Raw genomic sequence first — 13,094 nt, forward strand, 5'->3', positions numbered from 1 at the left:
TGCGGAGCGCGCGATGGCGCGACGGAACCTCACCCCGCGGGCGGGCGCGTCATCGACAGCGCCGCGCAGCCCGCATGATGCACGCAATAACGCGACCCGGTGCGGCGCCGCGCCGTTTTACCCGCGCCGTTTTACCCGCGTCTTTTACCCGCGTCTTTTACCCGCGTCATGCTTGACACACAAGTCGCTACCGAGTTCCGCCAGCCAGCAGGGCGTTGACAGTTAGCACCAGCGTGGTGGCATGGCTGCGCTGGGGTGCGCGCGGGCCGGCCGCTTTGCGCCGCGCGGCAGCCGTGAGCGCGCCGCGCTGTTGCGGGCGTTGGTGACGGGCGGCACCCGCACGTCGGCGCGGCCACCTGCGGACCGGCCGCGTGTTGCCGGGCTGGCATCGCGCAGGCCCGCGTACCGCTCGCGGTCAGGGAGCTGGCCCTGACGGCGCGGCGGCGTTATCCACCAATCGGCATGCGGAGATCGGCATGCAGCCCTGGCGGCGTTCCGCTCCCGCGCAGGCCAACGGAACACGGTAGAGCGTCTTTACAGGAAAAACCGGTCGTGCGGCGCGGCCGCCAGCCAGCTGGAGAGCGTCTGACTGGCCTGGGCCAGCGCGGCCTCGACCTGCGCGCGCTGTGCCGGTGCGCGCAGGCTGGCGGCCGGCCCCGCCACGCTGATCGCGGCCAACGCATGTCCGTCGGCATCCCGCACCGGCACCGCGCAGGCATCGATGTCGGCCTCCAGCCCGCCGAAGCTCCAGGCATGGCCGTGCTCGCGGTCGCGCGCCAGCGCGGCGCGCAATGCCGCGCGTTCGGCTTCGTCCGAACCGGCGGTCAATGCCTCGAAGGTGCGTTCGGCGTCGGCGTGGAAAGCCACCAGCACCCGCCCGGGCGCGACGCGCAAGGCCGGCACCCGCGAGCCAATGCGGATCTGCGTGACCAGGGCAGCGTCCGGCATGTGATTCAAGCGGAACACGACGTCCGCGCCGTCGAGCACGGCCAGATAAGCCGATAGACCGAGTTCGCCCGCCAGCCCGGCCAGCGCGCGGCGGCATAGTCGGGCCGGCGACTCCGCCGCCAATGCGTCGGCCGCAAGCGTCAACAGGCCGGTGCCGATCCGATGCCCGCCGCCGGCGATCGCTTCGAGCGTGCCGTCATGCACGAACGTGTCGAGCAGCCGTGCCAGCGTCACGCGATTGATGCCGGTCTGGCGCGCCGCTTCGCTGAGATTGGCCGTCACACCGCCGCTCGCGACATAGCGCAACAGGCGCATGCCGCGTAGCACGGGTGAAATCAATTGCGCGGCGGCGTCGTCACCCGGCACGTCGGCGGCTTCGGCAGCCGAGCGCGGCCGGCGGTCGTGCGCGTCGCGGCCGGCAAGGCTGGCGATCTCGGCCATGCGGCTCACGCGACCGCGGCCGCGGGCGCGGTATCGAGCGGCGTCTGCCAGGCGTCGTAGCCGTACACCCAGTCCGCGTTGCCGCCTTCACGCAGCCAGGCGTTGCCTCGCGAGCCGATCTGGATGCGTGCGGTGCGCGGCGTGCGAACGGCCTGATAACGCTGCAGCGCCTCGCTCATCCCGGTCGCACCGTCGGCTGCGCCGATCGCACGCGCCAGCACCACCGCGTCCTCGATGGCCATGCCGGCGCCTTGCGCCATGAACGGCATCATCGGATGGCAGGCATCGCCAAGCAGCGTCAGCCGTCCCTGCGAGATCACCGGCATCGGGTCGCGCTCGTACAACGCTGTCTTCAGCACGGTGTCGCACGCATCGAGCAGTGCCCGCGCTTCCGGGTGGAAGGCCGCATACACCGCGCGCAGTTCCGCCACGTCGCCGGGCAGGGTCCACGACTCGTCGCGCCAGTCGTCCTGGGCGGTCGTCGCGAAAATGAAGATGTCGCGGCCACGGTTCAGCGGAAAGGTGACGATCTGGCTTTCCGGTGTCGGTCCCCACCATTTCGTGAACGCGTCGGTGTTCGGCACCTGCACACGTTCGACCGGCACGACCGCACGGTAGGCGACGACGCCGGTGAAGCGCGGCGCGTCCGGCCCGAACATCGCGGCGCGGACCTGCGAATGAATGCCATCCGCGCCGATCACGACGTCGAAACGGTGTCGCTGACCGTCCTGCGTCTCGACGAACGCGGCATCGCCGTCCTGGTCGATCGCCCGTACCCGCTGCCCGAAGCGGACCACGCCCGGCGGCAGGCGTCCGTCCAGCGCGGCTACCAGATCGGCGCGGTGCAGCGTCAACTGCGGCGCGCCGTACTGCCGCTCGGCCGCGTCGGACATTTCGAGACGAGAGGTTTCGGCGCCGCTGTCCCACAAACGGCTGATCCGATAGGTCGGGCGCGCGCCCTTCTCACGCAGCGAATCGCCGACGCCGAGGCCATCGAGCGCCCTGACCGCGTTTGGGGTCAGGTTGATGTCGGCACCCACGCGCCCGAAACGCTCGGCCTGTTCCAGCACCGTGACCTCGAAACCCTGCTGGCCCAACGCGATCGCGGCGGCAAGACCGCCAATGCCACCGCCGACGATACCGACGCTACCTCTCGAATTTGCAGTCCCCACCACGCCTCTCCGTTCAAATTTGAACCATTAGTTCATTTATAAACATAATGGGGTTGAACGACGCGGGGCGCAAGCCGGAAAAAAATCAGGGCTCGACAGATGCCATCCGTTTCAGGCAACGCAGCACGAATGTCGATCGACTATGACGCAAGCCGGGGATCGTATAGAGCTTGCGACGGAGGAATTCCTCGTAGCCCTCGGTGCCGGCAACCGCGACCTTGATCAGATAGTCGTATTCGCCGGTCAATAGGTAGGCTTCGACCACCTCCGGCAACGCGGCCAGCGCCTGCCCGAAGCGCTCCACGGTTTCGTCGTCATGCCGCTCCAGCGTCACTTCGATGATCACGGTGTCCGGCAGGCCCAACGCCTTCTGGCTCAGCAGGGCCGAATACCCTTCGATGACGCCCTTCTGTTCGAGCGCGCGAACCCGATTCCAGCACGGGCTGGCCGACAAGTTGACTTCCTCGGCCAGCTTGCTGTTACTCAGCCGTGCATCGCGCCGCAGCGCTCGCAGGATCCGGCGATCCGTTTCGTCGATTTTCGCGGCCATTTCGGGTATCAAAAGATTCTTCTGGGAGAAAGCGATTTTAAGCCAATGTCACATCGCCCCGACGAGCACAAGACAAAAGAAAAGCACGTAATTCTGCGCGTCGAGGCATAGAATCTTTTCATGGATACCGACACCGCTCCCTGCCAAGCGCAAATCGCCCTCGCCATCGACGATCGCTGCGACGATCCGATCGGGGCCCTCGAAAACGTGCTCGGCATCGTGCGCCGCACCGGCCTTGTGCTGCAGCGCATGACCATGCGGCGCGGCACCGGCCACGGCGCAAGCCTGTTGCTCGACCTCCAGGCGGCGGACTTGGCGCCGCTTCGGCTACTGCTGGCGCGTCTGGACAACCTGTTCGACGTCACCGCCACGGCCTGCACCGCGACGCCGCCGCTGGACGACGCTGCCGCAAGCGACGACGCGCACGCCGATGCCCGCCTGATCGAGGCGCTGGCCGCCTAGCGCGCCAGCATCGACCGGCCGCGCGCCGTCGCGCGCGCGTCTTCGCGCCCGGCCCGTGATGCGTTCGTGATGCGCTTGTGGTGCGCTTGTGGTGCGCTCATGACCCGTAACGACCCGTCATGGGCCGTTACGGTCTGCCGGCGAAACTTGCGGTACGATCGGTTTCCTTCGCCGCCATCGCGGCGCGGCGCCGCCCCAGCGGCCGCGCTGCCGCCGCGCCGCCATGCTGCCGTCCCGTTATTTGATTTCGCCCGAGCCGCACCCGGACGACCGGGGTTTCACGACGTTTCTGGCGTCGCTTGAAGCCGCCCTGGACCGCGGCATCCGGCTCGTGCAGCTGCGCGCCAAGTCCCTGCCGACCGATGTCTACGCGCAGTTGGCCAAGCAGGCGCTGGCCTGCTGCGAACGATATGACGCACGACTGCTGTTGAACGCGAGCGCCGACCTCGTCGCCCGGTGCGGCGCCCATGGGCAGCACCTCGACGGCGCCGCGCTTGCCATGGCCGTTGCCGACGCGCCGGCGGCGGCGGGCCTGCGGTCGGCTGCCACGCATTCGTTGGCGCAGATCCGACGCGCCGAAGCGGTTGGTGTCGACTTCGTCACGCTGTCGCCGGTGCTGGCCACCGCGACGCATCCCGACGCCGTGCCGCTTGGCTGGCAACGCTTCGCGCAACTGTGCGGCGCGACTCGCCTGCCGGTGTACGCGCTCGGCGGGATGGACGAGGCCGTGCTGGACACGGCGGTTGCACACGGCGCACACGGGATCGCGGCGATCCGCGCATTCTGGCAGCCGCACTGATCGAACCGCACCGCTGATGGACGTTCTTCGCTTCCTCTGGCAGACGCTGCGCATGCTCTGGGCCCTGCTGGTCTGGCTGGCCCACGCGCTCGCTCGTTGAAGCGGTCCGCGCGCGCGGCCTCTCAACGGGGCGCGTCGAGCGCGCTCGCCAACGCATCCGGATATTGGTACATCAACGCATGGCCGCCGTCGTCGAACCACACCAGGCGCGCATGCGGCACCGCGCGCGCCAGCACCGTCGCGTTGACCGGAGAGAGAATCGCATCCTGCCTGCCGGCAATCACCGTCGTGGGTAACGACAGATGACGCAGATGCGCGTAGATCCGCTCGGCATCCCGCCAGCGTTCGAGAAGTCGGGCTTGCACCGCGGCGGTCCGCGGCGGGAACGGCGCCGCCGCGTAGTCGAGCGGCCGGAACATCGCATCGACGAAGCACCGCAGCGCGGCCGGCTGTGCCGATGGCGGGAACAGCACACGCATCACGTCGGCATACGGATGGGGCGAGTGGCCATCGAGCGTGGCCAGCACCGGCGGTGACACCGGCACGCCCTGCCGTCCTGGCGCCTGCGTGCTCAGCAGCACCAGACGCCCGATCAGCTCGGGTTGGTCGACCGCCAACTGCTGCGCGATCATGCCGCCCATCGACCAGCCGAGCAGCGTCGGACGCGTCAGCCCGAGTGCACGAATCAGGGTCGCCGTGTCGTGAGCCATGTCCTCGATGCCAAAATTGGCTCCCGCGTCGGCCGCCGCGTCATCGCCCGCGCCGCGCGACTGCCCGACACCGCGGTTGTCGAAGACGATGACTTCGTGGCGCCTGGCCAGCGCGGCAAGGAAGTTGGCGTCCCATTCCTCCAGCGTCGCGCGGTAGCCGGTCACCAGCACGATGGGCTCGCCCTTGCCGAACCGGTAGTAAGCGATGGCGCCCCCTGGCGTCCGCAGCGTCTGCGCGCGCAGCGACGGATCGCGCTCGGGCCGATCCAAGCGACGCGTGCACATCGCCGGCGGGTCCGTTGCCGGCACGTGCGATGCGGCCAGCGCGGCGGCGGGCGGTGTGGCGGGCACGGTCGTATGTGCAGGCGTGGTGGCCGTCGATGCGTCCGACGCGGCCGCCGTGTCCGCCAAGCCCAGCCCGCCCGCGATTGCACAGGCCATCATCAGCGCTACATGTGCAATACGTGCAATATGTCCGACATGTCCGGCATGCGCGGCACGGGTCCTGCTCGTTTCCTTCCTGTCCATATCGCTCCCTGGCGCGCCATCTCACCTTCACGGCGCGCCCCGCCGCGCCGCTTTTTCAAAATTATCGGGCACTTCGGTTACTATCAGCCCTCTTTCAAATTGCTTGACCGGAGCAGTCGCATGCAAGACGCCGCCTCCCTGCTGATCGATTCGCGTCGCAGCGCCACGCCTCTGGACCGGCTGCCGGACGACCTTCGCCCGACCGATGCCGCGGCCGCTTTCGCGATCCAGAAACAGGTTACCGAAACACTCGGCGACGCCGTCGCCGGCTGGAAATGCGCGGTCCCGGCCGGCGAAAAGCTGATCGCCGCACCGATCTTCGCGAGCGGTCTGGTCGACCTGACCGCCGCGCCCGGCGCCGAGATCCCGGTCGCCGGCGCCTTGGCCTGTGTCGAACCGGAACTGGCGTTCATTCTGAAGGAGGACCTGCCGGCCCGCGCGCAACCCTATAGCCGCGACGAAATTCGCGCGGCCATCGGCAGCGTGCGCCTGGCCCTGGAAATCATTGCGTCGCGCTTCGCCGATCCGTCGGCATGCAGCCAGTTGGAACTGCTGGCGGACGGCATGTTCAACGACGGGCTGGTGCTCGGTCCGGTGGTCGAGGACGCGTTCGCGCAGGACCTGGACGGCTTTGCGCTGGTCGTCGAAAGCGGCACGACGCTGCGCCATGATGGCCGCCATCCGTCCGGCGACGCGCTCGCGCCGCTCGAATGGCTGGCCAACAACGCGGCGCTGACCGGCGCAAACCTGCGCGCGGGCCAGGCCATCATCACCGGCTCCTACGCCGGCATGCTCGATTTCGCATGCGGCACGCCGCACCGGCTCGCCTATGGCGCGCTGGGTGAATTCGAAGTGCGTTTCGCGCGACGCGACGCCGACGCCGCCTGACTCACGCGCCTGACTCACGCGCCTGACTCACGCGCCCGGCTCAAGCGCCTGACTCAAGCGCCTGTCGCGCCAGTCTGTCGCGTTGATCGTGCTGATCGCGTTGATTCCGTCAAGCCGGCCAGCGCGGCTCACGCCACGCGCTCGTCGGCGCGGTTCACGACCGCACCCGGCCGCCCGGTCACGTCGTCCATCAACGCACGCATGCGCCGCCAGTGCGATCCTTCCCAGAAAACGCGGTTGCACGCTGGGCAGGTGGTGAAGCGTGTGCAGCGCTCCCGCACGCGCGGCGGCACCCGTGGCCCAGCCTCCTCCACCGACAGCGAACGCAGCGGCACATTGCAACGCAGGCAAAGCCTGAACGGCTGCGCACGTTGCGCCAGCGCGAAACGCGCCATCACTTCCCGCAACTGCAGTTCCGGACGCTGCGCATGCACGTAGGCGCCGCGCGCGATAGCGCGGCGTTTCAACAGCTCCCGATCACGGGTCAGCACGATACGGCTTTCGCGCATCGCCAACTCGGCGATCGCGTCGTCCTGATAGAAGTTGTCATACAGGGTGTCGAACCCGGCCAGTCTCAGCCATTCGGCAAGCGCACCCAGATGCGCATCCGCGATGAAACGCGGCAAGCGCGCGCTGTCATCGTCACCGGCGTGCGCCGCGACGGGATGGACGTCTAGGCGGGCACCATCGCTCAACCGCGCGTCCAACTGGCACGGCGTGCCGTCGACATGAACGACGCCGACCTCGGTGTGCGGCACGCCAAGCGCTTCGATCGCGTGCTTGAGCGACGCCGTTCCGACACTGCGATAGCTCGACCACCTGCCGCGCCGCGCCGGTGCGATGAAACGGTTCAGTTCGCCGTGGAAGCGGAATTGCACGCACGGCGCCGCCATGCCGTTCGTGACGTCGTCGGCTGCGTCGGCCGCCACGGCCATGGACACGGACACGACCACCGCGTCGGCCGGGCGATGCGTTTGGAGATGCGTCGGCGAAGGCGTCGAACGGCCCTCGGCCGTCAGGCGCCGCCCCACTGCATCGTCAGGCCGCCGTCGATCGTCCACGTCTGCCCCGTCACATAGTCGGCTTCATCGCTCGCCAGGAAAGCGGCCACGCCGGCGATCTCCTCCGGCTGGCCCGCGCGGTGCCACGGAATCCGGGCGAAGGACTGTTCACGCTTTTCGGGATCGTCCAGCCGCGCCTGCGTCATCGGCGTCTGGATCAAGCCGGGCGCGATGTTGTTCACATTGATCTTGTCCTCGGCGAGTTCACGCGACAGGCTCCGCGCCAGCGAGCCGACGCCCGCCTTCGCCATCCCATAAGGCGCGCTTTCGGGCGTCGGCAGATGCTGGGCGACGGACGAGATGTTGATGATCCGCCCTTGCCCGCCTGCCTGTCGGCGCAGCCTCACAAACGCACGCGCGCAGAACAACGGTCCCATCAGGTCCGTGCGCAGTACCCGTTCCAACTCGGCATCGTCGATGTCCGCCACCTCGCTGCCGCCCGCGCCGACTCCGGCGTTGTTGACGAGGATATCGAGCTCGCCAAGCGTCGCGACGGCCGTCGCGAAGAATGCTGCAACCGACGCGGAGTCGCCGACGTCACCTTGCAGCACGGTGGCCCGACGCCCGGCTGCCGCCACGCGCCGCTGGGTTTCCGCTGCCCCCTCGGCATCCGTGTGGAAGACGATCGCGATATCGGCGCCCTCCTGTGCGAAACGCACGGCGGTGGCCTGGCCGATACCCGAGTCCGCGCCAGTGATCAGCGCACGCTTGCCTTGCAGTCTCATGAATCTCTCCCGACGGAGCGGTGCGCTCGGAATGCCCTGCGGTTCACCGGCTCGTCGCTGATGCAGCAACGGCCATTCCCGTGTCGTGCGATGCCGGCGCGTTGGTCCATGCGCTGCGGCCGCGCACGGCGCGCCATCGCACGACTTCCATGGGGTGGCGTCGACGCACGATGGCGAGCCGGTGTGGCGGGGAGGTGAATCGACGTTCGTCCCCCGTCGTGCCGATCGGCAAACCGCGCGGTGAGCATCGCGTTGCGCGACAGCGCGCGCGAGCGATGTGTCGCTCGATCGGGTGTCGTGGTATGTCGCCGTAGACCGGCGACTGCGAAGGCGCCACGCAACGACGCGGCAACAGTGCCTCGGCACGCGACGATGCGGCGGAAGCCAGCCACGGCGCGCGCAAGTGCGCGGGCGGCAAAAGAGATGGGCAAAAGAAAAGCCGCCCGTGGGCGGCTCATTCAGTGCACTTGCGTGCTGGCGAATCCTGGCGGAAAGGGTGGGATTCGAACCCACGTTACGGAAGAACCGTAAACCAGATTTCGAGTATCGCATGCGGACCCAGCGATCGCCCGAATTCAGGCCCAGCCTAGAGGACTGTCTTTGCATACAGTGCCGATACGCTCTTTTTTGCACCTGGTTGGTCAATTTTTTACCCACCTAATTCATACCCCGTCGACGAACCGTTACAGCGGCCCGAATGCATCGCCGGGCCAGCATCCCCGCAACAAACCGTCTCGCTCCAAGCCGGCCATTTCGCCCATGACGTCTCGGCCCGCTGCTGTTAGCGCAACCCTGCTCCCACGCGGCATGCTCAGCCATTCTGCGAACCCGTCGGCGAGCAACATATCAATCACCCAGCTTCCGCCCGGATAGATCGGCCGGTCAACGTCGACGCGCCGCATTGTGTCGAGCACGCGGAGATTCGAAACCCGCCTCATCGCGTCTCCTGAGGCTCGTATGAAGGCAGCGGTTGTGATGGGACGAACTCGCGGACACACGCGGGCGCCGGCGCCAGGCGAATGCGTATCGGGTCATCCAGCGCGGGACCGCGCCGCTTGACGATCTGCACGTCGGCGCCTTCTGGCGCTGGCGACAGGCTGAGCCTCAGCGGCGCCGGCGAATTGTGATGAAGAGCCGAACCCCAGCGGAAAAGAAAGAACAGCGTATCGCCGGCCTGCGCGGCGAGTTGCAGCCGGCGCACGTGCTCGGGTCGGATCTCGGTCCGCCAGAACAGCAGCGCGCCGCACGTCCCAGCCCTCAGGATCTGCTCCGCCGTCCACAGCGCATCGCCGGTCGTCTGTGCATCGATCCAGTATAGATTTTCGGTCGGCACTCCCCAGTTGGCAAACGCCAGTGAGTTGGGGACATGCGGAGCGCATAGCATCATGAGCGGCCGGTGACCGACGGCCGTGAGCGCCGGACGCAGGAGCCGCATTTCGCCGATGCCGTGCTGCTGGACGTGGATGTCGGTCGTCTCGCCGTTCGGCCAACCGCCGCCCGGCAACTCGGCATCGAGAGCCGCATAGCCGGACGAAACAGTCCGCGTCGCACCGCGCGCAAGTTGATCGCCGCGCCAGAGCGTTGGATGAAGCGCGGCCGGGTCGAGAATAGGCATTTGCATGATGCACCTATACTGTATGGATAAACAGTATAACGCACTCGCGGACACAGCTTGACGGATAGCCCCATTGGGGCTAATATTCATCTTAAGGGTAGCGCATCGAGCGCAGCCCGTCACCCGAAAGGACGAACGATGGAAAAGACCTTGGACACGTTGAAAACCGAAGCGGAGATTGGGAAGCTGATGGCGGAGACGGTCAAACTCAATGCCGAAGCAGCCCGCCTCCAGCGCGAAACCCGGTGGTATCCAGTGATCTGGTCAACGGCTTTTGTAGGCGCAGTGCTCGCTGTAGCCAAATTTCTCCAGTGATCCAAAGCCCGCCGAGAGGCGGGTTTCTCATATGCGATACGTCCCGCCTACCGAAGCAGACCTCAAGCGCTTGAAAGACGAACTAGGCTTCACCGGCGAACAGATGGCTGACTTGTTCGGCGTCGCCGGCGGGCAGCAATGGCGGAAGTACACGGGCGGCGCAACGCCTCGCGAAATGTCGCCCCACATGCTCTTTTTCGGCGCGGCGCGGCTTGTGCTTACAGATGAACAACTGGCATCAGTTGTCCAGCGCATGCGCCAGGCGGGCGCTGAAGTTGATCTCCCGCGCCTGGACGATAAATCGCCCGCCTGACGGTCACGGGCGAAAAGCTTTAGAAGAGCCCCGCCGGCTCGAACCGGTCGTTCCAGCTGTAGATGATGACTTCGCTACGCTGAGCGGCGCGCTCGCCGCCTCCGACGGTGTACGTGATATCCACTGTTTCGACGTGGAAGTCCTGAAACACACGCCGGATGTCTGGATGATCGTTGAGCGTCACCATCGCCTTACCGCTCATCGTCCGCATCGCCGCCGCAATCGCCTCGTACTGATCGAACGGGAAAGGAACCCCGTAGCCTTCGGTCTGCCAGTACGGCGGGTCCATGAAAAACAGTGTGTGCGGCCGATCGTAGCGCTCGATGCAGGCCCTCCAGTCAAGGTGCTCAATAAACACGTTCGCCAAGCGCAGATGCGCAGCCGACAGCTCCTCCTCGATTCGCAGCAGGTTAAGGCCAGGGGGCGTCGTAGTAGCGGTGCCAAAAGTCTGCGCCTCGACCTTACTACCGAAGGCATTACGCTGCAGGTAGTAGAATCGGGCCGCCCGTTGAATGTCAGTCAGCGTCTCGGGCCGCGTTTCCTTCAGCCACTGAAACACCTGCCGGCTGGTAAGTGCCCATTTGAACTGGCGCACGAACTCCTCCAAATGATGCTGCACGACCCGATAGAGATTGACCAGGTCGCCGTTCACGTCATTGAGCACTTCGACGTCCGCCGGCGGACGTAGGAAAAAAAGCGCAGCACCGCCGGCGAACGGCTCGACGTAGCACTTGTGGCGCGGAAAGCGGGGAATAAGATGATCGGCAAGGCGACGCTTGCCGCCCATCCAAGGAACAATCGGGGCTGCCATTCGTGAAAAGTACCTTTTGCTTTTTGGTATGATTCGCCCCGCCTCCCGGGAGGTGGCAGGGCCTCGGCTTTTCACTGGCTAGGTCAGTGGAAGGCGGCTTTGCCGGTGCTCGTAACACCGGCGCGGTCGCCCTGTCTTGTTATTGCGTCGAGTTGGCCGCCTGGCCGGCTGGACAGTCCGCGGTCTGCGGACGAACCGTGCAGACGTAGGCCTGCAGGTAACGCAGTTGCGCTATGGCGCGATCGCCGTCAGCGGCGACTCCTGCCAGAGCTGTCGCAGTCGCTGGGTCAAGCTCGGCGCTGGCGGCGCTTCCATCGCCCACGGCGCCGGCGGCGGCAGAGTCGGGCACGGCACCGCCACCGGCGTGGGCAGCTGCGGCGCAGCTGGTTGCACTGAGCCGCACGCGGCGAGTGCCAGCGGCCAAATCAGCGCGAAGGCGCGCATTCTCCGTTTCATGATTCGCTCTCTCCTTCGTCAATTGCGCGTCTAGTTGGCTGAGCTGCTGCGCCTGGCGCGATTGCGTGGCCACCGCCTGGCTCGCGGCCTGGGAAGCCACCGCCGCTGCGGACGCAGCAGCCTCTGCGTTACGTGTGTTGTCTCGCGCATGCGCGGCTCGCTCTGTTGCCAGATCCGCGCGCGCGCGCGTGCTCGTTAGCCACCAAGCACCTGCGGCACCCAGAGCGGCACCCAGGCATAGGACCGCTGCGTAGCGTTTCCAAGGGGCGCCCATCGTCATCCCTCTCCGCGACACGCCGCGCGTTCGGCCTCGCGCCGCTTGACGATGCCGCTACACCGGTTCGCCGCGATCGCGCAGTCCTTACCGGCCACAAACCGCCAACGCAGGAATTGATCGCATGCGGCCGGAAAGTCACGCGCGACGTATAGTTTGCGCAGGGTCGAGGCTCGATAGTTGGCGAGACCGATGTTGTAGGCGAGATCGATCGCTGAGACCTGCTGCCCGACGCTTAGCTGCTCGAAACCCGGCGTTGCATCCTTCACCGCCTGCGCATAGCCCGCCAGGCTGGTATCCAGCATGTCGGTGCATTCGGGCAATGTGTAGCGCCGCATCTCGACGTTGGTTTCACCGAAACAGACTGTCTGCACATTGCGCGCGAGCGCGTCACGGTATGGGACAAGGGAAACGCCCTCTTTCGGCGCAGTGAACGCAATTGCGGCCGCAGCAACGGCGGCGCCAACCGCGGTCGCTAAGGTGGCTTTCCGGTTCACAGTGTTAGCCATCGTTGCGCTCCGTCAAAGCCGGTTGCTTGATCGATCGCGCTGCGATGACAAGGCCGATACCGATGATCGGAACCCATTGCTTGCCGCCCGACGGAAACAGATCGAGCAGCACGGGCGCCAGGGTGGGCCATTCGTGCGCCAACGCGGGCACTGCGGCGAGCAGGATCGCAAACCCACCCGCCACGTGCACACACCACCACTTTTTCATCACCGCCCAGGGCGCGGCCAAAGTTACTTTCATAGACCCTCAGAAAAGGAAAAGCGGCCGAAGCCGCTTTGTTTATTTGCCCGTCACGAGACGCCGTATCACGTCCTGCTCTCGGTCCAGACGGTCGATCGTCTGCTGCTGCAACTGGTTGGTTGTCTGCCCGTTTTGCGTCGTACTGATTAGCCAAACCACACCGGCAATCAGCCCCCCTTGCACCAGCGTTACGACAAAACCGGCGACCAGCAGACCGCCTTTGATGCGGTCCATAAACGCACTCGCCTTGCGGTCGAGCGCCGCGACGTCCTCCGT

The 13,094-nt window shown here is 66.5% G+C and carries 17 protein-coding genes; 5 read left to right on the forward strand and 12 right to left on the reverse strand.

The window, feature by feature from the left end; all coding sequences use genetic code 11:
- Nucleotides 1–534: 534 nt before the first annotated feature.
- The 3 genes from BLU54_RS20970 to BLU54_RS20980 form a co-directional block, all read right to left on the reverse strand.
- A complete protein-coding gene (locus BLU54_RS20970; RefSeq protein ID WP_091912678.1) occupies nt 535–1,389 on the reverse strand; it encodes an IclR family transcriptional regulator in 855 nt (284 codons plus the stop codon).
- A 5-nt stretch (nt 1,390–1,394) separates the two neighbouring features.
- The gene (locus tag BLU54_RS20975) at nt 1,395–2,561 is read right to left on the reverse strand and encodes an FAD-dependent monooxygenase (RefSeq protein ID WP_091912681.1); all 1,167 of its coding nucleotides are present in this window, start codon (nt 2,559–2,561) and stop codon (nt 1,395–1,397) included.
- Nucleotides 2,562–2,646: 85 nt separating this feature from the next.
- Nucleotides 2,647–3,111, reverse strand: a complete 465-nt coding sequence (locus BLU54_RS20980; RefSeq protein ID WP_091912683.1) for an Lrp/AsnC family transcriptional regulator — start codon at nt 3,109–3,111, stop codon at nt 2,647–2,649.
- A gap of 120 nt (nt 3,112–3,231) precedes the next feature.
- Here BLU54_RS20980 and BLU54_RS20985 point away from each other — a divergent pair, with 120 nt between their 5' ends.
- Nucleotides 3,232–3,573, forward strand: a complete 342-nt coding sequence (locus BLU54_RS20985) for a hypothetical protein (protein WP_091912685.1) — start codon at nt 3,232–3,234, stop codon at nt 3,571–3,573.
- Nucleotides 3,574–3,796: 223 nt separating this feature from the next.
- Nucleotides 3,797–4,372: a thiamine phosphate synthase gene (locus tag BLU54_RS20990; protein WP_091912687.1), complete on the forward strand. Its 576-nt coding sequence runs from the start codon at nt 3,797–3,799 to the stop codon at nt 4,370–4,372.
- 122 nt (nt 4,373–4,494) lie between these two features.
- Here the strand turns inward: BLU54_RS20990 and BLU54_RS20995 are convergent, their stop codons facing one another.
- Nucleotides 4,495–5,610, reverse strand: a complete 1,116-nt coding sequence (locus BLU54_RS20995; RefSeq protein ID WP_091912690.1) for an alpha/beta fold hydrolase — start codon at nt 5,608–5,610, stop codon at nt 4,495–4,497.
- Nucleotides 5,611–5,730: 120 nt separating this feature from the next.
- Between BLU54_RS20995 and BLU54_RS21000 the strand changes: the two genes are divergently transcribed.
- Nucleotides 5,731–6,498: a fumarylacetoacetate hydrolase family protein gene (locus BLU54_RS21000; protein ID WP_091912693.1), complete on the forward strand. Its 768-nt coding sequence runs from the start codon at nt 5,731–5,733 to the stop codon at nt 6,496–6,498.
- A 128-nt stretch (nt 6,499–6,626) separates the two neighbouring features.
- Here the strand turns inward: BLU54_RS21000 and BLU54_RS21005 are convergent, their stop codons facing one another.
- The 3 genes from BLU54_RS21005 to imuA all read right to left on the reverse strand — a co-directional run bounded on the left by BLU54_RS21005 (nt 6,627) and on the right by imuA (nt 9,905).
- Nucleotides 6,627–7,391 (reverse strand): Mut7-C RNAse domain-containing protein, encoded by a 765-nt coding sequence (locus BLU54_RS21005; RefSeq protein WP_091912746.1) that lies wholly within the window; start codon nt 7,389–7,391, stop codon nt 6,627–6,629.
- A 122-nt stretch (nt 7,392–7,513) separates the two neighbouring features.
- On the reverse strand, nt 7,514–8,284 hold the full coding sequence (locus BLU54_RS21010; RefSeq protein WP_091912696.1) for an SDR family NAD(P)-dependent oxidoreductase: 771 nt from the start codon (nt 8,282–8,284) through the stop codon (nt 7,514–7,516).
- A gap of 934 nt (nt 8,285–9,218) precedes the next feature.
- Entirely contained in the window at nt 9,219–9,905 is a 687-nt protein-coding gene (gene imuA, locus BLU54_RS21020; RefSeq protein WP_091912700.1) for a translesion DNA synthesis-associated protein ImuA, read from the reverse strand.
- Nucleotides 9,906–10,037: 132 nt separating this feature from the next.
- On the opposite strand from imuA, the gene BLU54_RS23890 reads away from it, so the two are divergent.
- Both BLU54_RS23890 and BLU54_RS21025 read left to right on the forward strand, forming a co-directional pair.
- Nucleotides 10,038–10,214 (forward strand): hypothetical protein, encoded by a 177-nt coding sequence (locus tag BLU54_RS23890; protein ID WP_170845253.1) that lies wholly within the window; start codon nt 10,038–10,040, stop codon nt 10,212–10,214.
- A 70-nt stretch (nt 10,215–10,284) separates the two neighbouring features.
- A complete protein-coding gene (locus BLU54_RS21025; RefSeq protein WP_328586146.1) occupies nt 10,285–10,527 on the forward strand; it encodes a hypothetical protein in 243 nt (80 codons plus the stop codon).
- 19 nt (nt 10,528–10,546) lie between these two features.
- On the opposite strand, the gene BLU54_RS21030 is transcribed toward BLU54_RS21025, so the two are convergent.
- The 5 genes from BLU54_RS21030 to BLU54_RS21050 all read right to left on the reverse strand — a co-directional run.
- Nucleotides 10,547–11,338, reverse strand: a complete 792-nt coding sequence (locus tag BLU54_RS21030) for a DNA adenine methylase (protein WP_091912704.1) — start codon at nt 11,336–11,338, stop codon at nt 10,547–10,549.
- A 139-nt stretch (nt 11,339–11,477) separates the two neighbouring features.
- On the reverse strand, nt 11,478–12,074 hold the full coding sequence (locus BLU54_RS24585) for a lysis system i-spanin subunit Rz (RefSeq protein WP_091912706.1): 597 nt from the start codon (nt 12,072–12,074) through the stop codon (nt 11,478–11,480).
- Entirely contained in the window at nt 12,071–12,577 is a 507-nt protein-coding gene (locus BLU54_RS21040; RefSeq protein WP_091912708.1) for a glycoside hydrolase family protein, read from the reverse strand. Before BLU54_RS21040 ends, BLU54_RS24585 begins: the two co-directional genes overlap by 4 nt.
- The gene (locus BLU54_RS21045) at nt 12,570–12,818 is read right to left on the reverse strand and encodes a DUF7940 domain-containing protein (RefSeq protein WP_139169788.1); all 249 of its coding nucleotides are present in this window, start codon (nt 12,816–12,818) and stop codon (nt 12,570–12,572) included. The genes BLU54_RS21040 and BLU54_RS21045 overlap by 8 nt, the downstream gene beginning before the upstream one ends.
- Nucleotides 12,819–12,857: 39 nt before the next feature.
- On the reverse strand, nt 12,858–13,094 hold a 237-nt coding region (locus BLU54_RS21050), incomplete at its 5' end, for a hypothetical protein (protein ID WP_170845255.1).

It is taken from the genome of Chitinasiproducens palmae (genome assembly GCF_900095735.1).
Taxonomy (GTDB): domain Bacteria; phylum Pseudomonadota; class Gammaproteobacteria; order Burkholderiales; family Burkholderiaceae; genus Chitinasiproducens; species Chitinasiproducens palmae.

What these genes read in the sequence shown, in the direction of transcription:
- BLU54_RS20970 (WP_091912678.1), bottom strand. Translation starts at nt 1,389, where the DNA reads ATGGCCGAGATCGCCAGCCTTGCCGGCCGCGACGCGCACGACCGCCGG.
- BLU54_RS20980 (WP_091912683.1), bottom strand. Translation starts at nt 3,111, where the DNA reads ATGGCCGCGAAAATCGACGAAACGGATCGCCGGATCCTGCGAGCGCTG.
- BLU54_RS20985 (WP_091912685.1), top strand. Translation starts at nt 3,232, where the DNA reads ATGGATACCGACACCGCTCCCTGCCAAGCGCAAATCGCCCTCGCCATC.
- BLU54_RS20990 (WP_091912687.1), top strand. Translation starts at nt 3,797, where the DNA reads ATGCTGCCGTCCCGTTATTTGATTTCGCCCGAGCCGCACCCGGACGAC.
- BLU54_RS20995 (WP_091912690.1), bottom strand. Translation starts at nt 5,610, where the DNA reads ATGGACAGGAAGGAAACGAGCAGGACCCGTGCCGCGCATGCCGGACAT.
- BLU54_RS21000 (WP_091912693.1), top strand. Translation starts at nt 5,731, where the DNA reads ATGCAAGACGCCGCCTCCCTGCTGATCGATTCGCGTCGCAGCGCCACG.
- BLU54_RS21005 (WP_091912746.1), bottom strand. Translation starts at nt 7,391, where the DNA reads ATGGCGGCGCCGTGCGTGCAATTCCGCTTCCACGGCGAACTGAACCGT.
- BLU54_RS21010 (WP_091912696.1), bottom strand. Translation starts at nt 8,284, where the DNA reads ATGAGACTGCAAGGCAAGCGTGCGCTGATCACTGGCGCGGACTCGGGT.
- imuA (WP_091912700.1), bottom strand. Translation starts at nt 9,905, where the DNA reads ATGCAAATGCCTATTCTCGACCCGGCCGCGCTTCATCCAACGCTCTGG.
- BLU54_RS23890 (WP_170845253.1), top strand. Translation starts at nt 10,038, where the DNA reads ATGGAAAAGACCTTGGACACGTTGAAAACCGAAGCGGAGATTGGGAAG.
- BLU54_RS21030 (WP_091912704.1), bottom strand. Translation starts at nt 11,338, where the DNA reads ATGGCAGCCCCGATTGTTCCTTGGATGGGCGGCAAGCGTCGCCTTGCC.
- BLU54_RS24585 (WP_091912706.1), bottom strand. Translation starts at nt 12,074, where the DNA reads ATGACGATGGGCGCCCCTTGGAAACGCTACGCAGCGGTCCTATGCCTG.
- BLU54_RS21040 (WP_091912708.1), bottom strand. Translation starts at nt 12,577, where the DNA reads ATGGCTAACACTGTGAACCGGAAAGCCACCTTAGCGACCGCGGTTGGC.
- BLU54_RS21045 (WP_139169788.1), bottom strand. Translation starts at nt 12,818, where the DNA reads ATGAAAGTAACTTTGGCCGCGCCCTGGGCGGTGATGAAAAAGTGGTGG.